Annotated in this window: 20 protein-coding genes and 6 pseudogenes; 10 read left to right on the top strand and 16 right to left on the bottom strand. The window is 69.6% G+C overall.

Features of this window, described 5'->3' with window-relative positions; all coding sequences use genetic code 11:
* The 7 genes and pseudogenes from ACWDZ7_RS40160 to ACWDZ7_RS40130 all read right to left on the bottom strand — a co-directional run.
* Window positions 1–104 (bottom strand): annotated as a pseudogene (locus ACWDZ7_RS40160) (ATP-binding protein); the annotation flags it as partial.
* 273 nt (window positions 105–377) lie between these two features.
* Window positions 378–1,397 carry a hemolysin family protein gene (locus tag ACWDZ7_RS40155; protein WP_451803706.1) on the bottom strand — a complete coding sequence of 340 codons (1,020 nt, stop codon included), beginning with the start codon at window positions 1,395–1,397 and terminating at the stop codon, window positions 378–380.
* Window positions 1,394–2,734, bottom strand: coding sequence for a hemolysin family protein (locus tag ACWDZ7_RS40150; RefSeq protein WP_451803705.1), 1,341 nt, complete (start codon window positions 2,732–2,734; stop codon window positions 1,394–1,396). Before ACWDZ7_RS40150 ends, ACWDZ7_RS40155 begins: the two co-directional genes overlap by 4 nt.
* Before the next feature lie 595 nt (window positions 2,735–3,329).
* Entirely contained in the window at window positions 3,330–4,484 is a 1,155-nt protein-coding gene (locus tag ACWDZ7_RS40145; protein WP_451803708.1) for an acyltransferase family protein, read from the bottom strand.
* 236 nt (window positions 4,485–4,720) lie between these two features.
* Window positions 4,721–5,743, bottom strand: a complete 1,023-nt coding sequence (locus ACWDZ7_RS40140; RefSeq protein WP_451803704.1) for a hemolysin family protein — start codon at window positions 5,741–5,743, stop codon at window positions 4,721–4,723.
* Window positions 5,740–7,074: a hemolysin family protein gene (locus tag ACWDZ7_RS40135; RefSeq protein ID WP_451803703.1), complete on the bottom strand. Its 1,335-nt coding sequence runs from the start codon at window positions 7,072–7,074 to the stop codon at window positions 5,740–5,742. Before ACWDZ7_RS40135 ends, ACWDZ7_RS40140 begins: the two co-directional genes overlap by 4 nt.
* Before the next feature lie 365 nt (window positions 7,075–7,439).
* The gene (locus tag ACWDZ7_RS40130; protein WP_451803707.1) at window positions 7,440–7,583 is read right to left on the bottom strand and encodes an alpha/beta hydrolase-fold protein; all 144 of its coding nucleotides are present in this window, start codon (window positions 7,581–7,583) and stop codon (window positions 7,440–7,442) included.
* A gap of 346 nt (window positions 7,584–7,929) precedes the next feature.
* Here ACWDZ7_RS40130 and ACWDZ7_RS40125 point away from each other — a divergent pair, with 346 nt between their 5' ends.
* Window positions 7,930–8,943, top strand: coding sequence for a sporulation protein (locus ACWDZ7_RS40125; RefSeq protein ID WP_451803702.1), 1,014 nt, complete (start codon window positions 7,930–7,932; stop codon window positions 8,941–8,943).
* A 58-nt stretch (window positions 8,944–9,001) separates the two neighbouring features.
* On the opposite strand, the gene ACWDZ7_RS40120 is transcribed toward ACWDZ7_RS40125, so the two are convergent.
* From ACWDZ7_RS40120 to ACWDZ7_RS40110, 3 genes are all read right to left on the bottom strand, one after another.
* Window positions 9,002–9,259 (bottom strand): hypothetical protein, encoded by a 258-nt coding sequence (locus ACWDZ7_RS40120; protein WP_451803701.1) that lies wholly within the window; start codon window positions 9,257–9,259, stop codon window positions 9,002–9,004.
* 284 nt (window positions 9,260–9,543) lie between these two features.
* The gene (locus tag ACWDZ7_RS40115; RefSeq protein ID WP_451803700.1) at window positions 9,544–11,853 is read right to left on the bottom strand and encodes an FtsX-like permease family protein; all 2,310 of its coding nucleotides are present in this window, start codon (window positions 11,851–11,853) and stop codon (window positions 9,544–9,546) included.
* Window positions 11,850–12,560: an ABC transporter ATP-binding protein gene (locus ACWDZ7_RS40110; protein ID WP_451803699.1), complete on the bottom strand. Its 711-nt coding sequence runs from the start codon at window positions 12,558–12,560 to the stop codon at window positions 11,850–11,852. The genes ACWDZ7_RS40115 and ACWDZ7_RS40110 overlap by 4 nt, the downstream gene beginning before the upstream one ends.
* A 137-nt stretch (window positions 12,561–12,697) precedes the next feature.
* Here ACWDZ7_RS40110 and ACWDZ7_RS40105 point away from each other — a divergent pair, with 137 nt between their 5' ends.
* Both ACWDZ7_RS40105 and ACWDZ7_RS40100 read left to right on the top strand, forming a co-directional pair.
* Window positions 12,698–13,537: a sensor histidine kinase gene (locus tag ACWDZ7_RS40105; RefSeq protein WP_451803698.1), complete on the top strand. Its 840-nt coding sequence runs from the start codon at window positions 12,698–12,700 to the stop codon at window positions 13,535–13,537.
* A 29-nt stretch (window positions 13,538–13,566) separates the two neighbouring features.
* Entirely contained in the window at window positions 13,567–14,286 is a 720-nt protein-coding gene (locus tag ACWDZ7_RS40100; protein WP_451803697.1) for a response regulator, read from the top strand.
* 469 nt (window positions 14,287–14,755) lie between these two features.
* Here the strand turns inward: ACWDZ7_RS40100 and ACWDZ7_RS40095 are convergent, their stop codons facing one another.
* Both ACWDZ7_RS40095 and ACWDZ7_RS40090 read right to left on the bottom strand, forming a co-directional pair.
* Window positions 14,756–15,691, bottom strand: coding sequence for a M56 family metallopeptidase (locus tag ACWDZ7_RS40095; RefSeq protein ID WP_451803696.1), 936 nt, complete (start codon window positions 15,689–15,691; stop codon window positions 14,756–14,758).
* Window positions 15,692–15,697: 6 nt separating this feature from the next.
* Window positions 15,698–16,087: a BlaI/MecI/CopY family transcriptional regulator gene (locus tag ACWDZ7_RS40090; RefSeq protein ID WP_451803695.1), complete on the bottom strand. Its 390-nt coding sequence runs from the start codon at window positions 16,085–16,087 to the stop codon at window positions 15,698–15,700.
* Window positions 16,088–16,276: 189 nt separating this feature from the next.
* On the opposite strand from ACWDZ7_RS40090, the pseudogene ACWDZ7_RS40085 reads away from it, so the two are divergent.
* The 4 genes and pseudogenes from ACWDZ7_RS40085 (at window position 16,277) to tatA (ending at window position 18,334) form a co-directional block, all read left to right on the top strand.
* Window positions 16,277–16,544 (top strand): annotated as a pseudogene (locus tag ACWDZ7_RS40085) (GlsB/YeaQ/YmgE family stress response membrane protein).
* Between the two features lie 150 nt (window positions 16,545–16,694).
* A complete protein-coding gene (locus ACWDZ7_RS40080; protein WP_451803694.1) occupies window positions 16,695–17,270 on the top strand; it encodes a TerD family protein in 576 nt (191 codons plus the stop codon).
* Between the two features lie 129 nt (window positions 17,271–17,399).
* Window positions 17,400–17,984, top strand: a complete 585-nt coding sequence (locus tag ACWDZ7_RS40075; RefSeq protein WP_451803693.1) for a TerD family protein — start codon at window positions 17,400–17,402, stop codon at window positions 17,982–17,984.
* 65 nt (window positions 17,985–18,049) lie between these two features.
* The gene (gene tatA, locus ACWDZ7_RS40070; RefSeq protein WP_451803692.1) at window positions 18,050–18,334 is read left to right on the top strand and encodes a Sec-independent protein translocase subunit TatA; all 285 of its coding nucleotides are present in this window, start codon (window positions 18,050–18,052) and stop codon (window positions 18,332–18,334) included.
* Between the two features lie 42 nt (window positions 18,335–18,376).
* Here tatA and ACWDZ7_RS40065 read toward each other — a convergent pair whose 3' ends face one another.
* The 3 genes and pseudogenes from ACWDZ7_RS40065 to ACWDZ7_RS40055 form a co-directional block, all read right to left on the bottom strand.
* A complete protein-coding gene (locus ACWDZ7_RS40065) occupies window positions 18,377–18,673 on the bottom strand; it encodes a transporter associated domain-containing protein (RefSeq protein ID WP_451803691.1) in 297 nt (98 codons plus the stop codon).
* A 64-nt stretch (window positions 18,674–18,737) separates the two neighbouring features.
* Window positions 18,738–19,164, bottom strand: a pseudogene (locus ACWDZ7_RS40060) (CNNM domain-containing protein).
* Window positions 19,165–19,330: 166 nt separating this feature from the next.
* A pseudogene (locus tag ACWDZ7_RS40055) lies at window positions 19,331–19,528 on the bottom strand (universal stress protein); the annotation flags it as partial.
* Between the two features lie 302 nt (window positions 19,529–19,830).
* On the opposite strand from ACWDZ7_RS40055, the pseudogene ACWDZ7_RS40050 reads away from it, so the two are divergent.
* A pseudogene (locus tag ACWDZ7_RS40050) lies at window positions 19,831–20,535 on the top strand (sensor histidine kinase); the annotation flags it as partial.
* A 59-nt stretch (window positions 20,536–20,594) separates the two neighbouring features.
* A pseudogene (locus ACWDZ7_RS40045) lies at window positions 20,595–21,234 on the top strand (response regulator).
* A 60-nt stretch (window positions 21,235–21,294) separates the two neighbouring features.
* Here ACWDZ7_RS40045 and ACWDZ7_RS40040 read toward each other — a convergent pair.
* Complete coding sequence (locus ACWDZ7_RS40040; protein WP_451803690.1) at window positions 21,295–21,942, bottom strand: TetR/AcrR family transcriptional regulator; 648 nt, start codon at window positions 21,940–21,942, stop codon at window positions 21,295–21,297.
* Between the two features lie 70 nt (window positions 21,943–22,012).
* Between ACWDZ7_RS40040 and ACWDZ7_RS40035 the strand changes: the two genes are divergently transcribed.
* Complete coding sequence (locus ACWDZ7_RS40035) at window positions 22,013–23,581, top strand: serine hydrolase domain-containing protein (protein ID WP_451803689.1); 1,569 nt, start codon at window positions 22,013–22,015, stop codon at window positions 23,579–23,581.
* Window positions 23,582–24,320: the final 739 nt, after the last annotated feature.

The raw sequence follows: 24,320 nt of genomic DNA, 5'->3' as shown, positions 1-24,320 counted from the left end.
AAGTCGACGGCCGGGAAACTGCGCTCCAGGCGTCGTGTGTCGACAAGGACGATCGCCCCGAGTGCCCCGTTCAGCAGGTCGTCCCACATGAACCATGTGGTATCAGTCACAACAGCCCCCTATGAGCGGGGTCCCGGCTGTAGCTATCTGACCAGGTGGAAGACCGCCCGGGCAGCGTAGCGTTTGAGGCACCGGAGGCTTTCGCGTCGGGTCTTGCCCTCCTTGATTCGGCGCTCGTAGTAGTCCTGAGTGCGCGGGTCGACCCGCAGACGGGTGAACACGATGCGATGAAGCCGGTCCGCCGCACCACCGTTCGTCTGGCCGCGATCAAGAAAATGCTCGCCCAGGCCACCAGTCGGGGGCGCTTGTCACATCCCTTACGCCGCCTGCGGATGCATCAGTCGGGCCAGCAGGTCATCGAGGGAGATCATGCCGGTGAGCCGCCCGGCGTCGTCGCTGACGACGGCGAGGGAGGCGCGGTGCTCGCGCAGTTGCTCGATGACCTGGCCGACGGTGTCCTGGCTGTCCAGTTCCGGCACAGGGCGAGCGAGTTCCTTGGCGGAGACCGCCTGGCCCCGGGCGCGGGCGATTAGCACGTCGCGCGCGTGGACGGAGCCGACGACCAGAGGGCCGTCGAGCACCAGCAGGCGGCTGCGGTTGTGTGCGGCAGCCGTGGCGAGGATTTCGTCGACACCTGCCTGCGCCGGAACCGAGGTGATCTGAGCGGCGGGCGTCTGTAGCTCGACAACCGGCGTGTGCGGCTCGGTGAGGGAATTGGTGATCAGCTCGGAGTCGGTCTCGCTGATGAGGCCGAGGCGCTCAGATTCCTCGACGAGGTGGGTCAGTTGCTCACGATTGTGGACCGAGGTGAGTTCGTCGCGCGGGGTGACCCGGCAGATGCGCACCAGTGCGTTGCTGACCTTGTTGAGTAGCCAGATGAGGGGACGTACGACCTTCACCACCGCGCGGAAGGGCGGTGCGAGCAGCATCGCCGAGCGCTCAGGGTGGGCGATCGCCCAGGACTTGGGGGCCATCTCGCCGAGCACCATGTGCAGGAACACCACCACGATCATCGCGAAGGCGAAGGACATGCCGTAGCTGAGCCCGCTGGGCAGCCCCAACGTGTGCAGTACCGGATCGAGTTCGTGGGAGATCGCGGGCTTGGAGATCGAGCCGAGCCCCAGGGTGCAGACGGTGATGCCGAGTTGCGCGCCCGCGAGCATCAGGGACAGTTCGCGCATTCCGGCGAGTGCGGCTTTGGCACCGCGCTGCTTTTCCCCGGCCGCCTTCTCCATGCGGTGCCGCTTGGCCGCGACAAGGGCGAACTCGGCGGCCACGAAGAAGCCGCTGCCCACCAGCAGCAGGACGGTGACGAAGAGCGCCATCGGGAAACTCATGAGCGGGGCTCCTCGTGCGGGATCTCAAGGCCGGGTAGGCGCTCCAGGCGGACGCGCTCGGCGACGTGGCGGTCCAGCGTGCGTACGTCGATGACCACGCGGCCCTCGTCGGGCAGCTGGACGGTGACGCGGTCGCCGATGGCGGGGAAGCGGCCGAGCCGGTCGACGATGAGCCCGGAGACGGTGTCGTAGTCATCCTCCTCGGGCAGCTCGATGCCGGTGGCTTCGGCGATCTCGTCCAGGCGCCGGCCGGCGTCCACCAGCCAGCCGCTGCCGTCGGGGGCGGCGAGTTCGACGACGGTGTCGCTCTCGTCGGCGATGTCGCCGACCAGTTCCTCGGCGATGTCCTCATACGTGACGATGCCCGCCACGCCACCGTGCTCATCCAGCACGACGGCGAACTCATCGTCCCGCTCGCGCATCCGTGCGACCGCGTCCGGCAGTTCAAGGGTGTCGGGCAGCAGCAGCGGCCGCCGGGCGACCACACCCGCCGTCGCGGATGCCAGGCTGTCTGCGGGCAGCCGCATCAGCTCGCGGACGCTCAGCACGCCGGCGATGTCGTCGGGGTGGTCGCCGAGGACGGGGTAGTTGGAGTGGCCGTGCTTGGCGATCAGTTCGACCGCGTCGGCCGCGCTCGCGTCCTTGCGCACGAAGACGGCGTCGGCGCGCGGGACCATCACTTCGTCCAGCGTGCGCTCGGAGAATTCCAGGGCGTGATCGAGGAGCGCGGCGGTGTCCTTGGGCAGCTCGCCCTGCTCGTGGGACTCACCGATGAGGTGGCCCAGCTCCTCCAGGGTCGCGCCGTGGTGCAGCTCCTCGACGGGCTCGATCCCGACGCGGCGCAGCAGCCGGTTGGCGGCACTGTCGAAGATCCGCACGATGGGCCCGACGATCTTCAGGTACGCGAGGGTGGACCCTGCCAGTGACTTGGCGAGCCGCTCGGGCACGGCGAGCGCGAGGTTCTTCGGTGCCAGCTCGCCCAGCACCATCTGTACGACGGTGGCCAGCACGAAGGCCAGGACGACGGAGATGCCGCTGACGGCGCCGTCGGGGATGCCGATCCCGTTCAGCACGGGCCTGAGCAGAGCGGACACGGACGGCTCGGCGATGAAGCCGACGACCAGGCCGGTGACGGTGATGCCGAGCTGTGCGCCCGACAGCATGAAGGACAGCCGGCCGAGAACCTTCAAGGCGCGCGCGGCACGTCTGTCACCCGCTTCGGCCTCGCGGGCCAAGGCGAGGCGGTCCGCGGAGACGTAGGCGAACTCCTGGGCGACGAAATAGCCAGTGCCGGCGGTCAGGACGAAGACGGCCAGCAGACCCAGTGCGGCGCTCATCGGCGCGTCGACCGGGAGGGGGCACCCCGCCGCGTGCCGCGATCAGCCAGACTGTTCAAAGTCTGGCGGGATGGCCGGGGACTGTGCCCCGGTGGGTCCGTCGGTCTGGCGGACAAGGCGCTACTCCTCATTCAGCATGTTTCAGGACAACGGTCACGGCCGTGACCGGGTTCCCAGATCTCTCCCACACGCCCGCGAACCCCATGCCACTCCGTGCGACACCAGCGTTCGCAAGGCGATCAGGGCTCTATATGGGCGCATCGCAGGCCGCTGGGCGGGAACGCGACCTCTAGCTCATCCGCCATTGTGGCGAAGAATCGCCGTCCCTCGGATGACTGCCGCGACGTGGACCATGTGTAGCCCGAGCACGGGACCATGGCCGTGTGCAGGGCGTGACGGCCAAGCCCCTGGCCCTGCCAATGGCCGGCGACAGCGATGTTTCCGATGTACCCGATCCGGCACCGATGACAGACCTGGAACTCGAGGCTGCCGACCTGTCGGTTGCGGAGATCCAGCATCGTGACGGCCTGGCGGCCCGCGGGCAACGCCTCGACGACACGCTCAAAGTGGATGGCGGGCGGCCGAGCCGGGAGACTCACTCAGCTCTCCCATCCTGCCTGCGGACGTTGGCACGCTCGGTCTTGGCGAGGGCGGCCGCGTCCCGTCTGAAGGCCCACTCCATCTTCGGCTCCATCGCGAAGCGGAACATGCGCTGAACCGGTGGCGTGCACAGGAGCGTGATCACCGTTCCGGCGACGAGGGTCACCGCGATCTCGCCCAGCGGCTGGTGCAGCCACTGATAGTCGTACCAGTCCCAGAAGCGCGAGCCCTTGGCGAGGAAGCCGTGCAGCAGATAGCCGTAGAGCGTGCCGGCGCCCAGTGCGGTGAACCACAGCTTGCGGCCGGGGACCCAGGCGAAGAAGCAGGCGACGAGGATCGCCGAGCAGCCGAACATCGCCAGCGTCATCACGCCGCCGGACCAGCCGGGCACGGCCAGCTCCTGGGCGCTGTCGCGGCGGTAGAACCAGGCCGCGTTCATCCGCTCAGCCGCCCAATAGGCGAACAGCAGCGCCATCGCGAAGACCGGCAGGGCCAGGATCCGGGCTTCCTTGCGGCGCACCAGCTGGAAGTGTTCCGGCTTCAGGACGAGGCCGAGGACGAAGAAGGGCAGGAACTGCAGCACCCGCTGCAGATCGAGGTCGTCGCCGATGTCCGGCGACACGGACGCCAGGACAGCGATGGCCAGCGCGATCGGCAGCGGCCGGCGCACGAGCTTCCACAGCGGGGTGGTCAGCCGCCAGATGAACAACGCTCCCAGAAACCAGGTGAGGTACCAGGGGTCGAGCAGGCTGATCGGGTACGTCGGGTCGTCATCGGCCCAGCGTTTGAAGAAGGTGTACGCGACTTCGAAGAGGACGTAGGGGACCGCGATGCCGGTGACCAGGCGTTTGAGGCGGTGTGAGCTCGTGTCGAAGCTGCGCGAGAAATAGCCGGAGATGACGATGAACGCCGGCATGTGGAAGGTGTAGACCGTGATGTAGAGCGCGGCCGCCGCCCGGCTGTCGCCGCGCAGCGGCTCCCAGGCGTGGCCCATCGCCACCAGGACGATCGCCAGGTACTTGGCGTTGTCGAAGAACGCGTCCCGCTTCTTGGCCGGCTTCCCTGCCCACGCTGCTTCCCCGCCCGGCACCGCCCCGCCGTCAGAAGCCTTCTCGAGGACGGTAATAGGCCGCTGCGGGGGCAGCGGCATCGCGGGAGGGCTCGTGGACCGCAGCGTGTCACTCAAGATGCCTCCCGCGGTAAACCCCAACCTGCGCAATCACGTCTTACGGCAAATGCGGGTACCGCGCCGTCGCAGAACATTCCCCGCACCCTAGCCACGCATCTACAGACCTGTAAAACCCCGCTGGTTGTGAGCCTGCCCATGCCGGGCCGCCCTGTAAGGGAGCGCGCACAGGACGGCTCGGCGGTCAGGCGGCCCGACCATCACGCAGCGGCCGGGGCGGGGCCGACCAGTTCCGACAGCACGTCCTCCATGGTCACGAAGCCGAGCACCGCGCCCTTCTCTCCGCTCACTGCGGCCAGGTGGCTGCCCGTGGCCCGCAGCGCGGTGAGGGTGTCGTCGAGCGGGGTGTCGATGCGGACCCGGGTGACGGGATGCAACGCCGTCCTCGGGAAGGGTTGGTCCCGGTCCGCGATGCCGAGGGTGTCCTTGATGTGCAGATAGCCCAGCAGCGTGCCCTGCGGGCCGGTGACCGGGAAGCGCGAGAAGCCCGCCTCGGCTGCCGTCCGCTCCAGCTGTGCCGGGGTGACCGTGTGCTCGACGGTGCGCATCCTGGCCGCCGGGACGAGGATCTCACCGACCGGTCGTGTGCCCAGCTCCAAGGCGTCACGCAGGCGCTCCCCGTCCGCCGCCGAGAGCAGCCCGGCCTCACTGGAGTCGAGCACCATACGGGCCAGCTGGTCGTCGGTGAAGACGGACTCGACCTCGTCCCTGGGCTCGACGCGCAGCAGCTTGAGGAGGGCGTTGGCGAAGGCGTTGATGCCGAAGACGAGCGGCTTGAGAGCACGCGTGAGGGCCACCAGCGGCGGGCCGAGCAGCAGCGCCGTCCGCGCCGGTGCGGCGAGTGCGATGTTCTTGGGGATCATCTCGCCGATCAGCATGTGCAGATACGTCGCCACGGTCAGGGCGATGACGAACGCGACCGGATGGACGAGTCCGTGCGGCACGTGCGTGGCCTCGAAGACAGGCTCCAGGAGGTGCGCGATGGCGGGTTCCGCGACCGCGCCGAGGACCAGCGAGGAGACGGTGATGCCGAGCTGGGCGGTGGCCATCATCGCGGAGATGTGCTCGATGCCCCACAGCGTGATGCGAGCACGCCGGTCGCCCTCGGCGGCGCGCGGCTCGATCTGGCTGCGGCGCACGGAGATCAGGGCGAACTCCGCGCCGACGAAGAAGGCGTTGGTCAGCAGGGTCAGGGCGCCGATGACGAGCTGCAGGGCGGTCATCGGGACTCCTCCAGCAGCGGGCCGGGCGCCGTGTCCGGCTCAGTGATGCGCACGCGGTCGGCCCGGTGGTGCTCAACGTCCAGGACCTCCAGCTGCCAGCCGTCGAGGTCGACGGAGTCGCCCTTGGCGGGGATACGGGCCAAGCGCATGGCGATCAGGCCGGCCACGGTCTCGTACGGCCCCTCGGGCGCCCGCAGCCCTATGTCGGCGAGCTGGTCGATGCGTACGCCACCGTCCGCCTCCCAGGTGGCGTGACCCCGCTGGGGCACGGTGGCCAGCAGCAGGTCGGGGGGCTCAACGGGGTCGTGCTCGTCGCGGACCTCGCCGACGACCTCCTCGACGATGTCCTCCATGGTGGCCACTCCGGCGGTACCGCCGTACTCGTCGATGATCACCGCCATGGTGCGGGTGGCCCGCAGCCGCTCCAGGAGCCGGTCGGCGGGCAGGCTGTCGGGGACCAGGAGGGGCTCGGTGGCCAGCTCCGTGACCGGGGTGAGCGGGCGCCGGTCCGGCTCCAGGGCAAGCACGTCGCGGATGTGCACGGTGCCGATGACCTCGTCGAGGCTGTCGCGGTAGACGGGGAAGCGGGACAAACCGGTGGCGTACGTGAGGTTGGCGGCGTCGGTAGCCGTGGCGTGCTCCTCCAGGGCGCGGACGTCGACGCGCGGGGTCATCACGTTCTCCGCCGTGAGGTCGCCCAGGTGCAGGGTGCGGACGAAGAGCTCGGCAGAGTCGGCCTCGATGGCGCCCTCGGCGGCCGAGCGCCGGGCGAGGGCGACGAGCTCCTCGGGGGTGCGCGCGGAGGCCAGCTCCTCGGCGGGCTCCAGGCCGAAACGGCGTACGGCGCGGTTCGCGGTGTTGTTCAGGTGCCGGATGAAGGGCCCGAAGGCGGCGGTGAAGCCGCGCTGCGGTGCCGCCACCACCTTGGCGACGGCCAGCGGCCGGGCGATCGCCCAGTTCTTCGGCACCAGCTCGCCGACGACCATCAGGACCACGGTGGAGACGATCACTCCCAGGACACTCGCCACGGGCGATGCGGCCCCGCCGAGCCCGGCCCCTGCGAGCGGGCCGCGCAGCAGGGCCGCGAGCGAAGGCTCGGCGAGCATGCCGATGACCAGCGAGGTGACGGTGATGCCGAGCTGAGCGCCGGACAACTGGAAGGTCAGCCGCCGCACGGCCTGCAGAGCGCCGGAGGCGCCCCGCTCCCCCGCCTCGGCGGCGCGCTCCAGGTCACCGCGCTCGACAGTGGTCAGGGAGAACTCGGCCGCCACGAACAGCGCACAGGCGAGCGTGAGGAGCAGAGCGAGAAGGAGCAGCAGGACCTCGGTCACCGTGCCACCCCCGTTCCCTCGCACACCGGCTGCGGGCGGAAAATGGCACGGCTCGTACTGGGAGGCTCACCCATTGCGGGTCGCTGACTCCTTCTCGCACTCGGGCGGAAAACAACGTGTGTGTAGAGACAGGATTGCCTCTACACACACTGTAAAGGAACCGCAAACGACGACGCGACCCTCGCGTTCAGGGGCAGGACGGGGGCCAGCGCCTCCAGCAGCAGAGGCAGGGAGTGGTGCAATTCCCTCTCCCGTACGCGGGGTGAGGGGTACCCGTGCGAAAGTGGCTGGTCGCCGGGGTGCCGAGGTCGGCCAGGCGAGCGTCGAAGGAACGCTTCAGGGCGTTGAGGCTGGCCTCCGCGGGGTCATAGCGCTGCCTGGCGGGTCACCGCCGCAGCGAACATGCCGGGGCAGCGTGCGGCGTAGGAGACGGCTCCCGCGCCGCCCATCGACAGGCCGGTGATCGCGCGGCGCACACTCGCGCCGTATCCGCGCTCAAGGAGCGGGATGAGCTCGTCGAGGTGGAAGGTCTCCCAGGCCGGCGGGCCGCCCCCTTCCCGTGGTTCACCAGTTGCTGTAGAAGCCGAGTGTGCCGCCCTGGGGCATGACCACCAGGGTGTTGCGGAGTTCCGGGGTCTCCTCCGGGCGGGACCCGGGTAGAGCGGGAGTACTCACCGCGCGGGCCGGGCGGGCGCGGCCAGAGTGTCAGCCGGTCGCCCTGGCCGCACCCGTTCCGGTCAATTTCCCAGGCAGACGCCACAGACGTCGCCTCCTCAGGCCGAGCACCTCTATGCTTCTACAGCCTTGTAGACACAGGCTTCTGATAGGCGATCACATGAAGGAGTGCACTCCGCAATGGTGTTCAAACGGCTGCTCGGCTCGCTCGGCGTGGGCGGCCCCACGGTGGACACGGTCCTCGCCGCGGGGGCGGTGCGGCCCGGCGGTGACCTCAGCGGTCAGGTCCATCTCAAGGGCGGCAGCACCGGCTTCGGCATCGAGCACATCACCCTGGAGCTCGTGGCCCGGGCCGAGGCCGAGCGCGAGGACGGGGAGGGCGAAGGCACGGTCATCTTCGAGCGGTTCACGGTAGGCGCCGGATTCCGCCTTGCGGAAGACGAAGAGCGCAGCATCCCGTTCACCGTGACGCTGCCATGGGAGACACCGATCACCGAGCTGTACGGCCAGGGTCTCGGCATCGTCCTCGGGGTACGCACGGAGCTGTCGGTGGCGGGCGGCAAGGACAAGGGCGACCTGGATCCGCTCGCGGTGCGCCCACTACCCGTACAGGAAGCGATCCTTGAGGCCCTGGGGCAGCTGGACTTCGGTTTCAGGGCCGCCGACCTGGAGTACGGGCACATCGGCGGCACCAGCCAGCAGCTGCCCTTCTACCAGGAGATCGAGCTGGCCCCGTCGCCGCGGTACGCGCACGCCGTCAACGAGATCGAGTTGACCTTCCTCGCGAGCCCCGGCGGCATGGACGTGGTCCTGGAGGCCGACAAGCGCGGCGGGTTCCTCTCCTCCGGCCATGACGCGGTGACCCGCTTCACGGTCGGCCACGACGAAGCGGCGCGACCGGACTGGAACGCGGTGGTCGACGGCTGGGTCCGGCAGCTGGTCGAGCACCGCTCGTCCCACGGTCCGCACGCCTCGTATGGACACGGCGATCCGTACACCTCGGGCCACGCTTACGGGGATCACCACCACGGGCACGAGGGCCAGCACCGCTCGGGCCCCGGTATGGGCACCGTCGTCGCCGCAGGCGCGGCCGGGCTCGCGGTGGGGGTGGTCGGCGGGATGGTCGCGGCCGAAGTCGTCGACGAGGTTGGCGACTTTTTCGAAGGCGACGAGGAAGAGGCAGGCGAGGAGTAGCCGGGGGCGAATCGGGGGCGGGAGGGGCTGAGGAGCCCCTCCCGCCCCCGATAATCTTTTACAGTGCTAGGGAGTCCGCGTCGACGATGCAGACCCAGGGTCTGGGCAGTGGTAGGCCGGTCATCTGCGGGTGACCCAGGTGCTGCCCGCTGTCATAAGCATGCAGCCGGACCGTCTCTTGCCGGCCGGCGGTGTCGTTGGCGCTCAGGATCCCGTCGGTGCGGTCCCACAGCTTTAGCGGGCCGCCTTGGCGCACCTCCCATCCGCTGCCGTGCGGGGTGAGGGTAGCGGCGGAGCCGGTGACGACGTCGGCCAAGTGCACACCTCCCCGACTGCTGTCATCTGTGCGTCCGGCACCGCGGGTTGGCCGAGGAATCGCAGGTGGAATGCCTCCTGGGACGCGGCGCTGATCCGCTCCGGGCTGTGCCGGGCCGCCCGCCCCTTCGCTGGGAGGCCGACGGCCCAGTGGGCGGGGTTGCCGAAGACGGGGCGGCGTGGTTCCGCGCGGATATGAAGGAGACCGTGCCGCCCAGCGGCTGGCCCTCGGCGGTGCCGTCGGCTGCCTTGGGCTGGTTCCGGAGGCTGGTGCTGACGGGTGAGCTACTCGGTGTGCAGCACGGAGGCGATGGTCATCCGGGCCGCCGACCGGGCCGGGATCAGGGCGCCGAGGACTGCGATCGCCACACCCGCCAGGAGCATCGCGGCCAGCTGCGGCGTGTGCCACACATCCTTCATATACGCGGGGAAGTCGACCACTCCGACGTTGTCCACGACGAGGCGGTGCGCCACGATTCCGAGCGGGATGCCGAGCAGCCCGCCGACCGCGCCAAGACCGGCGACCGAGGTCACCGTCATCACCACCACCTGCCGGGGGGTCATCCCGATCGACTTGAGCATGCCCAGGTCCCGGCGCCGCTCACGGGTGTTCAGGAGAACGGTGTTGAAGACACCGAGTGACGCGACGAGCGTCAGCAGTACCGTGAACACCGTCGCGAAGGTGATGACGGTGGCGGTGCCGGCGTTGCCGGAGTCCATCACCGACGCGTGCAGGCCCGGGTCGAGCGACGCGACCGCCTCGGCGTAGGCGCGCGCGTCGGCGCGGGGGGCGAGCCGCACCGTGTACTCGGTGGCGTGGGCGTCCGGTGCGAGTTGGGCCAGGGTCTGCCAGGTAGCCTCCAAGGCCCGGGCGTTGCCCTCCATGAGCTGACCCACGACGGTCGCGGTGATCTTCCTGCCGTTCAGCTCCAGCATGACCCGGTCGCCGAGCTTCAGCCCGCGCTGGGTCAAGAACGCCGGCCCGGCCACGATCTCACCCGCCGCAGCCGGCGCCCGGCCCTTGACGATGGTCTGCTCGTACAAGGAATCGTCGCCACGGTAGAAGTCGGCGAAGACGGGCTGGGTCTGCCCGGTCATGTTCACCTGGGACAGCGCGCGGGCCCGCACCCCCTCCGCACCCGGCAGGGACCGCAGCCGTTTCTCGATCTGTAGGTCACTGAGCCGGAGCGAGGTCCGGTCGTTGCCCGACCCCACGGTCGTTACGTGGATCCTGGCGCCTGCGTCCTCCCGCTCGGCATTGCCGTACGCGACCATGGTGCTGGTCAGTCCGGTCGACAGAGTCACCGTGGTGACTCCGAGCACGATGGCCGCCAGGGTCAGCAACGTGCGGGCGGGCCGGGTGAACGGCTGACCCAGGCCCAGACTGACCGGGCGCGGCAGCCGGGTGGCGCCGAGCATCCGCTGGACGCGCAGCCCGCGCCCGGTCCGCGGCGCGCCGCCTGCGCTGATCGCCGTCGCGGCGGGCAGCCGGTGGGCGCGCAGGGCGGGGACCAGTGCGGCCAGCAGGACGAGGACGGGCATGCCCACGAGGCAGGCCACGGACACCCACGGGCTGACGTCGCCGACCGAGGCCCGGCCCACGTCGATGCCGGCGAACGCGACCTTCAGGATCGGCCGGGCCAGCACGTTGCCCATCAGGGTGCCCAGCACGCAGCCCACCACCGCCGGTACGGAGAGCATCGTCAGGTAGACGGCGACGACCTGGTTCGGCGTGAAGCCCAGGGCCTTGAGCACTCCGATGTGCCGGTACCCCGAGACGACCGCCCCGCTGACTACGTTGCCGACGATCAGGGTGGAGACCAGCAGGCCGAGGATGCCGAAGAGCGTCATGAACGGCAGATAGGAATCGGCCAGCGCGGAGAATGCCTGCTTGAGGGCAAGGTAGGTCTGCGTGCCGGTCAGTGACTCTTCGGGCAGTCCCGCGGTGGCCCCGGCCAGCCCGGCGCTCAGCTGGGCCTCCGTCGAGGAGTCCGTGAAGCGGTAGAGCATCTGGGCGGAGGACGGGTGCAGTGCGGTCATCTGCTCCGGTGCGACCCAGGCGCTCGCCGACTTGCTCATGCTGGCGGCGAAGCCGACCACGGTCAGCGTCGGCCCCCCGGGGTTCTTCAGTTTGGTGCCCAGCAGCTCCCGGCCGGGGGAGCCCTGGACTGCCCAGTTGACGACGATCTCGCCGGGCGCGGTGGCCCAGTGGCCTTCCACTATCTCGATGCGGTCCACGGGGCCCGCTGGATCGGCCCGGCCCACCACGGTGAGCGTGCCGCCCGCCGTCCAGAGCCAGCCCTTGGGGATGTCGACGACGGCCTGCCCGAACGGCCCCGCCGCGGCCTCCACCCCGGGGCGCCCCGCGGTCCGCTTCAGCTGCTCCCGCGAGACCTTCGTGGTGTCGAAAGTCGCCACCGTATGGGCGCCGCGCTGTGCGGCGTAGGCCTTGTCGAAGGGGCCGGAGGCGGCGGACAGCAGTCCCAGCGCGAGCAGGACGGTCGTGGTGGAGCAGAGCACGACGAGCCCGATGACGAAGGTCTGGAGCCGACGGCGCTTCACGGCCGCGCGTGAGGCTCTCCATACGGCGCTCACGCGGTCGCCTCCAGCGCGCTTTCGCGGCCGACCCGGCCGTCGGCGACTTCGATCAGCCGACTGGCGCAGCGGGTGGCCAGCTGCGGGTCATGGGTGACGATCAACAGGGTCTGGCCGATCTGGTTGAGGTCGATCAGCAGATCCATCACCTGTTCGCCCGACCGGCTGTCGAGGGCGCCGGTCGGCTCGTCGGCCAGCAGCAGCGCGGGACGGTTCATCAGGGCCCGCGCCACGGCGACCCGTTGCCGCTCGCCGCCGCTGAGCGTTGCCGGATAGTTGTTCCGGCGTTCGGCGACACCGAGTTCGTCGAGGAGCTCCAGGGCGCGGCGGCGCGCCTGCCGGGCCGGGGTGCCGGTCAGCTGCGCGGCCAGCGCCACATTGTCCAGGGCGGGCAGATCGTCGATGAGGTTGAAGAACTGGAAGATCATGCCGACGTTCCGCCGCCGGAACAGCGCCAAGCCGGTCTCATTGAGTTTCCCGAGGTCATGCCCCTGCACCTGGACTGTGCCCGAGGTCGGCCGGTCCAGGCCGGCCACCATGTTGAGCAGGGTGGACTTGCCGCAGCCGGAGGGCCCCATCACGGCGACCGCGTCCCCCGCCCTGATCTCCAGCGACAGGCCGTCCAGGGCCTTCGCGTCGCCGTACTCCTTGTGCACGCCATCCAGCCGCACCACCACTTGCCGGGCACTGCCATGATCAGTTGTCATGGCTCGAACTTAGGGCGGGGCCGCGGAGGGGGCGTCGCCCCCCGGATGTATCCGCCCGGGCAGGTCATCCCGGGGATGTACGGAGCTGCATCCGGAGGCTGATGTGGGGCGCGTCGTGCAGCTGCGAAGATGATCCGGTGTGGGGATCCGGGACGACCTGGCTGGTCATCGCCCTGGCGGCGGCAGTTGGCGCCGCCGGGTGTCTGTGCGTGGCGGTGATCCGGGCGCGGCGGCTGCACCGGGCGGCCATCGAGGAGCGCGGCTGGCTGCTGGAGCGGGAGCGCGAGAGCGCGACGCGGACCGCGGTCGACGCCGAGCGGGCCAGGATCGCCGCCGAGCTCCACGACATCGTCAGCCACAACGTGAGCCTCATGGTGGTCCAGGCCGGGGCCGCCCGCGAGGTGCTGGCCACGATGCCCGAGGAGGCCGCGGCGGCGATGAGCGCCGTCGAGACCGCCGGGCGGAACACGATGACCGAGCTGCGGCACCTGCTCGGCCTGCTCGCACCCGCGCAGAACGGCGACGACGAGCCCTACGGCATGGGCCTGTCACCGCAGCCGAGCTTGAGCCGACTCAGCCCACTGATCGACCGGATCGCCTTTGCCGGCCTGCCCGTGGAGATGCGCGTCTCGGGCGAACCGCGCCCGCTGCCGACCGGGATCGATGTCACCGCCTACCGGATCATCCAGGAGGCTCTGACCAATGCCCTCAAACACGGGGACGGGGCGAAAGCCGAGGTGACGGTGCGATACGCGGACCACTACCTGCGAGTCGAGGTGCTCAACAGCGGACCGAGCATCCTGTCGGGCGGCCCGCCCGTGCGGCAGGAGCCGGTGCCACGCCGGGCGGAGGGAACGGGACGCGGGCTGCTCGGCCTGCGGGAGCGGGTCACCGTCTACGGCGGCGACTTGGATGCCCGCCGCCGCCTCGGTGGCGGCTACCGGGTCCGCGCCCGGATCCCGCTGGACCGGCCATGACGACGCTCCCAGATCCCGCTGGACCGACCATGACGCCCACCGAGCCCGCCGCCCCTCGCGTCGTGATCGCCGACGACCAGGAACTGGTCCGCACCGGCTTCCGCCTGATCCTGACCGCCCGCGGCATCGACGTGGTGGGCGAAGCCGGCGACGGAGCCGAGGCCGTGGCCGCCGTGCGGAGGCTGCGGCCCGACGTCGTCCTGATGGACATCCGCATGCCCGCCATGGATGGCCTGGAAGCCGCCCGCCGCATACTCAGGCAGTCCCCGGACTGCCGGGTGATCATGCTGACCACCTTCGACCTCGACCACTACGTCTACGCCGCTCTCGCCGCCGGAGCCAGCGGATTCCTGCTCAAGGACGTCACCCCCGCGCATCTGGCCGCCGCCGTACGCCTGGTCGACACCGGTGACGCCCTGCTCGCACCCTCGATCACCCGCCGCCTGGTGGAGCGCTTCGCCCCCAGCGCCCCCAGAACCGGTTCGGGCCTCGCAACCCCGGCCGTCCACCGGGACCTGGCCGCATTGACGCCGCGCGAGCGCGAGGTGCTGACGCTCATGGGCCGAGGTCTTTCCAACACCGAACTGGCGCGGGAACTGACGCTCAGTGAGGCGACAGTGAAAACCCACGTCGCTCGGATCTTCGCCAAACTGACCCTGCGCGACCGGGCCCAGGCCGTCGTCCTCGCCTACGAGACAGGGCTCGTCTCACCGGGCGAGTCCGCCGACACGGCCAACCCCTGCCGGTAGCCGGCAATCTGGAGTTCAAGCATGAATCAGCCAGAGTGTGCATTTTGGTGTCACATGAGGTGACACCTCGGCTCGGCCGCTCCATCCGCGACCTGTACGAGATCGCCGACTCGCTCGCGGAGCGGGAAGTCCGACTACGGATACCCGGAGCCCGCCGAAGTGACCAAGGCGCTAATCCACCGAGCTACCAGACTGCCGACAGCAGTCACCTCGAAGTCCACGGTCCTGAACCGTATCGAGATGTGCGAGGCGGGCAATCGGTGAGAAGGGGCATCCGCGCGATCGCTGCCTCCCGGGGGACGCGTTATTCCGACACGCCCAGCAGTCTTCGTGCGGCATCTGCGGTTTCAGATCTGCGTGCGGCGCATTCGACCACCGACCGGTTCACAGACCGGCCTTAATCCTCCAGAGGCTGTAGCACAGCAGCGTGACTGGCGAGGGGCTCAGAACACTGGAAGAACGCGACACCTCAGAGCGGGGTGGCCGCGTGGAGGATGAGGACCATCGTGACCGCGGAGTTCGCGGATGACATCGCGGACAGAGCCGTCCCCGCCGCGGCCACCCACGCCGCGAGCCCCACTGCAGTGAACGCCGAGGGCCAGCTGCGCACGGCGGGGGCCGGGCCGAGCAGGGCCGCCACCCGGCGGGGGACCGGCCCAGCGGTGGCAAGGCCCGCCAGCGTGCCGACCCGGGTACCCCGCGAGACCAGCGCGGCCTTGCCGATCGCGCACGCCACGGTCCTGCGACTGCCAACAGCCTTGGCCGCCTCCTCGTCCGCCCAGCGTTCCGTCGTATAGACCACCGCCGTACGCAGCGGACGCAGGAACGGGTTGGCGCGCGCCGCCAGCTGCACGGCCAGCAGGAACCGGTGGTGACGAGCGGCGAGGTGCGCGCGCTCGTGGGCGAACAGGGCGCGGCGCTCGGCGGATTCGAGGCAGGACAGCATGGCTGTGGTGGCGACGACCCGGCCCTGGGTGCCGCCGCCCGGCAACGCGTACGCGTACGGCACGTCATCGGGCAGCACCGCCACGGGCGAACCGGGGAGGCCGGCCAGGGCCCGGTGAGCACGGCGGCGCACCCGGCCGTGCCGCCACAGCGTCCTGCCGCACACCACAGCCACCACCAGCAGCACGGGGATGGCCACCCGGCCGGCCACCTCGTCATACGGGACCGCTTCGCGCACCTCCGGGTCCGACCAGCCGTCCGGAAGCGGATTGCCGGGCAGTTGCGCGGTACCGACCACCATCAGCAGCCCCAGGCACACTGTGCTGCAGACCGCCATGACCGCGGCAACCCCCGTCAGCAGCCGGGTGGCCGCTCGGGGATGCAGGTTCTGCTCGGCCAGGCGCGCGATGGGCCATGCCGTCAACGGCAGGAACAGCGGCAGAAAGACGAACACCCCCATGAGGCTTCAGTCTTCCCTCTCCGCCTCGGACTGACCCAGCAGGTCCCGAAGCAGCCGTTCCTCATCCGGGTCCAGCGCGGTGACGAAACTCGCGAGCACCGCTTCCCTGTCCCGCTCCCCGTCGAGCACCTTGCGCATCCTGCGCGCCGCAAGACCTGCCTGGTCCGAGGCCGGCGTCCACACGAACGAGCGGCCCACGCGCTGGCGCGTGACCATGCCCTTGGCTAGGAGCCGGGTCAGGATCGTGATCACGGTCGTATAGGCAAGGCCCCCGCCGAGTTGCTCCCGCACCCAGCCGGCGGCAACCGGCCCTTCGGCCTGACGCAGGACCGACAGGACCAATCCCTCCAGCTCCCCCTGGCCCCGCCTTCGGGGACGCTGCCGGTCATCTGTCATGCCCTGTCTCCCTTCCACTGCCACGCGCTTCGCGAGCGGTACATCGTATAGATCCCTGACGCCGCTCCACCGCGCCGAGAACGACACACTCCACCACGTTCGCAACTCCTGCAGGAGCGTAGAAGCTACGCCGCCCCGGCACGCCTCCCCACGCAACCGGGGAGGCCGAACGAAAGGAAGGCAACACCCATGGGCGTCATCGGGTGGACCATTCTCGGGCTACCGGCCGGCGCGATAGCCGAGGCCGTGCTGCCCGGCCGCGATCCGGGCGGGCTCATCGGCACGACAGTAATCGGAATCGCGGGGGGGCCTTCGCCAGGGGCTGGCCGTCGGCACGGTTCCTGGAGCGGCCGGTGGAGCGGCGGTTCTTCGAACCTCACCACATGGGGTCGGCCATTACAGGGGCACTTGTCCTGCTGATCGCTACCCCATCCTGTCCGGGAACTCACGCAACTGACGCGCGGCAGCATCCGCACCTAGGCACCACACATGGCCGATTCGACACGGCCGTCAGCCGAGTCGCACTTCAGCTTTCTCTACAGTGCTGTAGTTTCTTGGCGGGCTCGCGCTGCGGGTCCGGACCGGAGACACACCAAGGAGGAGTGCAGTGGGAGTTTCCCTGGCCAAGGGTGGCAACGTCTCGCTCAGCAAGGAGGCCCCCGGGCTGACGGCCGTTCTGGTCGGCCTGGGCTGGGACGTGCGGACCACCACCGGTACCGACTACGACCTCGACGCGTCCGCCCTGCTGGTGGACGAGTCCGGCAAGGTCCCCTCCAGCCAGCACTTCATCTTCTACAACAACCTCAAGAGCCCGGACGGTTCGGTCGAGCACACCGGCGACAACCTCACCGGCGAGGGCGAAGGCGACGACGAGGTCGTCAAGGTGAACCTCGCGACCGTTCCCGCCGAGGTCTCGAAGATCGTCTTCCCCGTGTCCATCCACGACGCCGAGAGCCGCGGCCACAGCTTCGGCCAGGTCCGAGGCGCCTTCATCCGGGTCGTCAACCAGGCGGACAACGCGGAGATCGCCCGCTACGACCTGTCCGAGGATGCCGCCACCGAGACCGCGATGGTCTTCGGCGAGCTCTACCGCAACGGCGCAGAGTGGAAGTTCCGTGCCGTGGGTCAGGGTTACGCGTCCGGTCTGACGGGTATTGCGACGGACTTCGGCGTCAGCGTCTGACAGCACGGGCTATGGCGCCTCTGGTGCCCAGCGACACCTTCTAGTCCCCTGCCGCCCGCATGACCACCCGATCGCATGCGGGCGGCGTGTCTCCGCGTTCTTCCACCACCTCCCAACCAGGCGGCCTACATGTCATCCGTGAACCTGTCCAAGGGTCAGCAGATCAGCCTGAGCAAGTCCGACGGCGACGCCCTCAGTGTCGTACGCATGGGACTCGGCTGGCAGTCCGCCCCGCGCAAGGGCTTCCTCGCCAAACTGACCGGGAACCGCGAGATCGACCTCGACGCCTCCGCCGTGCTCATCACCGGTCAGGAACCCATCGACGTCGTCTTCTTCCAACAGCTCACCAGCAAGGACGGCTCCGTCCAGCACAGCGGCGACAACCTGGTCGGTGGAACAGGACAGGGCGACGACGAGTCCATCCTCGTCGACCTCCAGCGTGTCCCCGTGCACGTCGACCAGATCATCTTCACCGTGAACTCCTTCACCGGGCAGACCTTCGCGGAGGTCCAGAACGCCTACTGCCGGCTCATCGACGAGAAGACCGGACAGGAACTCGCCCGCTACACCCTCACCGGCGGCGGCAGCAACACCGCCCAGATCATGGCCAAGGTCCACCGCTCCGGCACCGGCTGGCAGATGGCAGCCATCGGTGAACCCGCGACCGGCCGCACCTTCAAGGACCTGCTGCCCGAGATCACCCGCCACCTGTAGCCGCTCCCCATTCCCCCCAGGCTCGCGCCGCACCCGGCCCGAACCAAGACGCAGACAGGACCGCAGTGTTCGGACTGAGCGAAATCGCGATCATCCTCATCGTCGTCATACTCGTCCTCGGCGCCAAGAAGCTCCCCGAACTTGCGCGCTCCGCAGGCAAGTCGGCCCGCATCCTCAAGGCCGAGGCCAAGGCGATGCAGAAGGAGGACCAGGCGACCGCCGAGGCTCAGCAGACACCTCCGCAGGTCTTCGAGGGCCAGGTGCTCCTGCCGGACAGCTCGACCTCCCCGCCTACCTCGGCCGACGCGTCCCACTCCCCCGGCCGCCCCGGCACCGATACGAGGCGGTGAGACCGGGGCTTCCGCCCGGGGACGGTGTGCGCCGGTGCGGGGTCATCCGGAGTCCTCCTGGCCGGTGGCGCCTCCGTTGCTGTCGTGGTCGGGCGGAGAATTGTCGTCAGCGAGGTCGACGTGTGGCCTGAGTCGGACGACGGTGATGGCATGGCGGTCGATCTCCACAACCTCGATGCCCCACGTGGCCAACCGGACCCGGGCTCCTGGCGTGCTGGGGATGTCCCCGAGCCGGTACAGCACAAGACCGGCAATGGTGGTGTAGCGGCCGTGGATCTCCAGTGCGCTGAGAATGATGGTGCGCTGTTCGGCGGTCAGGCCCCGATGGCTGATCACCATGTCCCGCAGCTCTTCGGGGAAGGCGGCTGCTTGCCGACATCGGGATTGCCGCCGAGCAGCCGGACTACCATGTTGGTCGCCCGGCAAGCGTCCAAACGGCAGGACGGGCTACAGCGGACATCACGTCCAGGGGCATGGCCGCCAGCAGAGCCCACCGCTCGGTGAACTGCATGGCCAGCCGCTTCGGCGCCAGTTCACCCACCACCAGGGTGACGAATGTGAGCACCAGCGTCCCCAGGACGACAGCCACCGTGTCGGCCGCCTGTCCAGCGAACGACAGGAGCGGCACAAGTGGCCCAGCCAACGACACCGCGGCCGTCGCCGAGGCCAGGAAACCAGCCAGGGTGATACCGGTTCGGGTCCGCCGCCAGTCGCACCAACCGGGCTGCGTTCGCCCCGCCTCGACGCCGCAGACGGCGCAGCCGGCTTTCCCGCAGAGAAATCAGCGCGATCTCACTGCCGGCGAACAGGGCGTTGAACACGATCAGCACGGCGATGAGCACGAGGTCTGCCCCCTAGCCGTTCATGGCACCACCACGTCTCCTGCCCTGTTCAGGGGACGCATCGGAGCCGGCGTCCCAATCGTTGCCGATGGCACGGCTGAGCGCGGCTCCACGCGATGTGTCTCGGGGGCTCCCCCGCTGTCCGCCCTCCGCCTCACTCAGCTCGCACCACGGTGACCGGGCACTGCGCATGGTGGAGGACTGCCTGGCTGACCGAGCCGAGGAGAAGCCCAGCGAAGCCGCCGAGCCCACGGGCGCCCCCCACCAGCAGCTGGGCGCCGGCGCTCGCCTCGATCAATGTCGGACGGGTACGGCCGTGAACCAGACGACGGTGCACGATGACCTGCGGGTACGGGGTCATCCCGAGTGCCTTGTGGATGCCGAGGTCGCGGACCCCTTCACGGGTGTCGAGAACGACGCCGTTGAGCATGCCGAGCGCGGCGACCGCGACGAGGATCAGGGTGAGCAGCGCGGAAAGGGTGTTGAGGGTGACGACCATCTCGCTTTCGCCGTCCCCGCCGCTGGCCTCGGCGGTAAGGCCGAGCGCCCGTAGGCCCTTGCGATGTGGTGCGCGGCAGACGCCACATGGGCTCCGCCGTCCTGAGCGACGCGGTGTCGGTGGAGACCTGCATACCGTCGTAGCGGGGGTCGAGGAGGCGCGCGGCCGAGCAGGAGCGGGCGCGGATCGCCCGCGAACTGCACGACGTCGTCACCCACAACGTCAGCATAATGACCATCCAGGCTGGCGCCGCCCGCAAGGTCATGGATGTTGCCCCGGAGCAGACCCGCGAGGCGCTCCTGTCGGTGGAGGCGGCGGGCCGTGCGGCTATGACGGAGCTGCGGCACACGATGGGGCTGCTCGCGATGAACGCCGACGGTTCGGAGCGGGCCACCCCGGACCTGGCCCCGCAGCCGGACCTCGGCCAACTGGACTCCCTGGTCGACCGCATGCGCCACACCGGCGTCCCCGTGACCCTCACCACCGCCGGCATCTCACGCGATGTACCGCCCGGCATCGGCCTGGCCGCCTACCGTGTCGTCCAGGAAGCCCTCACCAACACGGTGAAGCACGCGTGCGGGGCCAGCGCCCAGGTGACCGTCGCCTACGCCGAGAACCACCTCCGCTTGGAGATCACGGACACCGGAGGTGCCCCCTCCGGCGCCGCAGCCACCAAAAGCGGCCACGGACTCATCGGCCTGCGCGAACGCCTGGCGCTCTACGACGGGACACTGCAGGCAAGCCGCCGCCTTACCGGCGGCTACCGAGTGAAGGCGGCCATCCCCCTGCCGCCGGCCTCTGCACGACCGGTACACGTACCGGAGCCGGCACCATCCCCTGCATCCCTGGAGACTACGTAACCACCCCTCTGCGTGTCGTGGTCGCCGACGACCAGGCGCTCGTACGTACCGGCTTCCGCATGATCCTGATGGCCGACGGCATCGACGTGGTCGCCGAGGCCGCCGACGGCGGGCAGGCAGGCAGGCAATCGAAGCGGTCCGCCGCACCCGCCCCGACGTGGTCCTGATGGACATCCGTATGCCGGAGCTCGACGGCCTCGAAGCCACTCGCCGCATCCTCACCGCTGCAGCGGACGCCCCGCGCGTCATCATGCTGACCACGTTCGATCCGGACGATCTCGTGTACGCGGCCCTCTCGGCCGGAGCCAGCGGCTTTCTGCTCGAGGAGGTCACGCCCGAGCACCTGCTCGCAGCCGTACGGATGGTCCGCACCGGAGACGCCCTGCTCGCCCCCGTGATCACTCGCCGCCTGGTCGAGCACTACGCCCGTACGGCTCCGGAATCCGACACTACCGAGTCGGCCCCGACAGTGCACCGCAACTTGACGGCCCTCACATACGCGAACTCGAAGTCCTGCGCCGGCTCGTCCAGGGCCCTGAGCAACGCCGAACTCGCCGGCCGCCTCTACCTCTCGAAACCACCGTCAAGACCCACGTCGGCCGTATCCTCGCCAAGCTCGGCCTGCGCGATCGCGTCCAGGCCGTGGTCACCGCGTACGAGACCGGACTGGTCAACCCGAACGCGCAACCGAAGCCCTGACCGGCGCAATCGCGTCCGCACCCATGCTCGGCGCTGTGGTCAGCCCCTTTGCGCGTATCATCAGCCCCGCTTCGCGTACTGTCGGCACTCACCGGTGAAGACGGCGGCGAGCTCGGCATCCAGGACCGACGCCACGAGATCTGCCGCCGGCTCCCCGGCGACGCCCTCGGGGTCGCGGTAGACCTGCATGGCGAGCCCTTCCGTGACCGCCGCGAGGCGCACGGCCGCGGGCGCCGGATCCAGATCGTCCTCGACCTCACCGCACTCCTTGCCGTTGTGCACGGCCCGCGCGATCTCATCGCGCAGGGCCCGGGCGGTCTCGACGTCGACGTCGGCGAGCGCGGGGGCGTCCAGGGCCCGCCCGGCGAAGGCCCGGGCCACCCGGAACTCGGCACGGCGCGCCTCGTCGAGCGGCATGAACTCGGCCAGCGCCCCGGCCAGCACGCGCGCGATGGGCTGGTGGTGCTCGACCCCCTCCCGGGTGTGCTGGTCGACCCTGGCCCGGATGCGGACGCTGACCTCCCGGAAGGCGTGCAGCAGCATCTCGTCCTTGGTGCGGAAGTAGTGCTGCACCAGGCCCACCGACATACCGGCGGTGGCGGCGGTGCGGGCGACGGTGACGGCGTCCAGCCCGCTCTGGGAGATCAACTCACAGACGGCATCGGCGATCTGGCGGCGGCGTTCTTCGTGGTCGGCAACTCTCGGCACTTGATAACCGTACCAGCGTACGGTACAAACCATATAGTCATATGGTTTTCCGCCACGGCCCGGAGGGCCCATGCAGCCTCACCGCCTACGCAACGCAGCCTCGACCGCATTCGCCCTGCTGATCTGTCTGCTTCTGTGCCCTCCACTCGCCGTGGCCGCCGGCCCGTCGGACAAGGTCCCGCCCGACCGTTTCGCCGAGATCGACGCGTACATACGCGACCGCATGGAGGCCACCGGTGCTCCGGGCCTGGCCTATGCCGTGGTCGACGCCAACGGTCCGGTACACCAGCGGACTTGGGGTGAGGACGGGCGCGGCGCGCCGATCACGGCGGACACACCGTTCCTGTGGGGATCGGTCGCCAAGCCCATCACCGCGAGCGCCGTCATGACCCTCGTCCAGGACGGGCGGCTCGGCCTGGACGACCGGGTCGTCGGCCATCTGCCGGACTTCCGCTTCGGCGGCCGGGCGCACGCCTCCAAGGTCACCGTCCGCCATCTCCTGAACCAGACCGCGGGCCTCCCCGAGTCGGCCACCTTCAAGGTCGCCGACTGTCTCGACGCCGACTGCCCCCGCCCCAGGGACCGCGTCGGCGCCCTCGACGATGTGCGGCCGCTGGGCCCGCCTGGCGCCGAGTACGCCTACACCAGCGCCAATTACCTGCTGCTGGCGGCTGTCGTCGAGTCCGTCACCGGCCGTCCCTATGCGGACCACCTGAGGCACAGCGTGCTCGAGCCGGCCGGTATGAAGGGCGCCATCGCCGACCGTGCCTCGGCGCGCGAGCGGAACCTCGCGCCGGGACATCAGTACCTGTGGGGCCGACCGTCCGCGATCGCCAACAGGGTGGACGACCACGGCGCGGCCTATGGATACACCGGCGGCGACCTGAACGACCTGGCCGCCTTTGCCGCCCTCCAGCTCCGCTCGGGCAGGGCAGCGGACGGACAGACCGTCCTCACCCACCGATCCGTGCGCCTGATGCGCCAGGACGGCTCGCTCCAGCCCAGCGGCGGGAAGACCGGATACGGGTTCGGCTGGCGCATCGGCGGCCTCAAGGCCCCGCTCGGCAAGGCCATCTGGCACACCGGCGCCACCCCCGGATACGCGGGGATGCTGTTCCTGTTGCCCGAGCAGGGTCACGCCCTCGTACTGGAGCAGAATCTGCACGGACTACTGCAGGACAAGGCGATCATGCAGGTCGGCTTTGGTGCCGCCCGCATCCTCGCCGGAGGAGAAGCCCCGATCGACGACCCGTCCACCCTGCTGTACGACGTGACGGTGTGGGGCGTCACCGCCCTGGCGCTGCTACTGCTGGTGGCCGTCGCGCGTTCGGTGCTACTCATGCGCCGCGCTGCCCCAGTATCGCTGGGGCGTCGGATCGTCGGAACCTCTGCGTGGGTCCTCTTTGGTGCACTGCCGGGGACGCTCCTCGCCATGGCCATGAAGTTCATGGGGGCGGGCCAGGCAATGGCATGGGTGCCGGACGCCTTCATCGCCCTGTGCGTCGCGGCCGGCGCCGGCGTACTGGTCATCGCACTGCGCGTCGCCCTCGCGATCCGCCGCTCCCGGCCGGCCGGTGAGCAGCCCGCTCCCACCGGCCGGCAGACGTCGGCCGTCCCTCCCTCGGCCGGCGTCAGCTAACGGACCCGACCTCAGCCCAGGATGTGCGCCAGCGGCTGATCGCAGTCGCACAAGCAGCTGGCACCACTCACTGGCTCCTGCTGGTCGGCGGCAAGAGCACCTCCCAGGAGATGCGTCTCAAGCTCCTGTCACAGATTGAGGACCGATCGGGAAGCGACAGTCCGCTTCTCTCCGCCTTGGTAGTGGCCCCCGACGGCGGCCCGGTCCCGTACTTTCGGGAGATCCTCATGGAGGTGGGCCTCGAAGTGCCGCTATCGGACGAGGCACTGTTGAGGATCTGGCGCCGCGCAGGAACGTGCGCATGCAGCCCACGCGAGCCTCCCTCAGCCAATGCCGCCCACGTGGTGACGACCCGCGTGCTGCGACCCATGCGGAGCATCGGCTACGGGCCCACGGATCATCTCCTGACCATGGTCTAGTTTCTGCGGATTGGCGCCCTGGCTCCTCAGCCAGCCTCAGTGGGCTTGTGCGCAGCGTCGGTAGCAGCCTTCTTCGGGACAAGCCTGTTCTCTGCTTCGGGTACTCGACAGCAGCGAGTCCGAGTACAACGGAGCCCACGAAGGATTCTGCAGCCCTTCTTGACGAGTCACCAACCCCATATACGCCCTCCCATCCAACGGTCCCGAACTGGACATACGTGTTTCAGGATCTTGACGGGGGCTGCTTCCTGGGCAGGGGCAGGGGTGTCATATCCGGGCAAGGTTGTCCCTGATTCTCATGAGCAGGTGGACATTGGTGG

The organism is Streptomyces sp. NPDC003032 (genome assembly GCF_053591415.1).
This window is presented reverse-complemented; position numbering and strand designations above follow the sequence as displayed.

Excerpts from the sequence above, each read along its gene's own strand:
- ACWDZ7_RS40090 (WP_451803695.1), bottom strand. The coding sequence starts at position 16,087 with ATGACAGATGACCGGCAGCGTCCCCGAAGGCGGGGCCAGGGGGAGCTG.
- ACWDZ7_RS40065 (WP_451803691.1), bottom strand. The coding sequence starts at position 18,673 with ATGGTGATCAGCCATCGGGGCCTGACCGCCGAACAGCGCACCATCATT.
- ACWDZ7_RS40110 (WP_451803699.1), bottom strand. The coding sequence starts at position 12,560 with ATGACAACTGATCATGGCAGTGCCCGGCAAGTGGTGGTGCGGCTGGAT.
- ACWDZ7_RS40035 (WP_451803689.1), top strand. The coding sequence starts at position 22,013 with ATGCAGCCTCACCGCCTACGCAACGCAGCCTCGACCGCATTCGCCCTG.
- ACWDZ7_RS40125 (WP_451803702.1), top strand. The coding sequence starts at position 7,930 with ATGGTGTTCAAACGGCTGCTCGGCTCGCTCGGCGTGGGCGGCCCCACG.
- ACWDZ7_RS40095 (WP_451803696.1), bottom strand. The coding sequence starts at position 15,691 with ATGGGGGTGTTCGTCTTTCTGCCGCTGTTCCTGCCGTTGACGGCATGG.
- ACWDZ7_RS40075 (WP_451803693.1), top strand. The coding sequence starts at position 17,400 with ATGTCATCCGTGAACCTGTCCAAGGGTCAGCAGATCAGCCTGAGCAAG.
- ACWDZ7_RS40155 (WP_451803706.1), bottom strand. The coding sequence starts at position 1,397 with ATGAGTTTCCCGATGGCGCTCTTCGTCACCGTCCTGCTGCTGGTGGGC.
- ACWDZ7_RS40100 (WP_451803697.1), top strand. The coding sequence starts at position 13,567 with ATGACGCCCACCGAGCCCGCCGCCCCTCGCGTCGTGATCGCCGACGAC.
- ACWDZ7_RS40140 (WP_451803704.1), bottom strand. The coding sequence starts at position 5,743 with ATGACCGCCCTGCAGCTCGTCATCGGCGCCCTGACCCTGCTGACCAAC.
- ACWDZ7_RS40150 (WP_451803705.1), bottom strand. The coding sequence starts at position 2,734 with ATGAGCGCCGCACTGGGTCTGCTGGCCGTCTTCGTCCTGACCGCCGGC.
- ACWDZ7_RS40145 (WP_451803708.1), bottom strand. The coding sequence starts at position 4,484 with ATGCCGCTGCCCCCGCAGCGGCCTATTACCGTCCTCGAGAAGGCTTCT.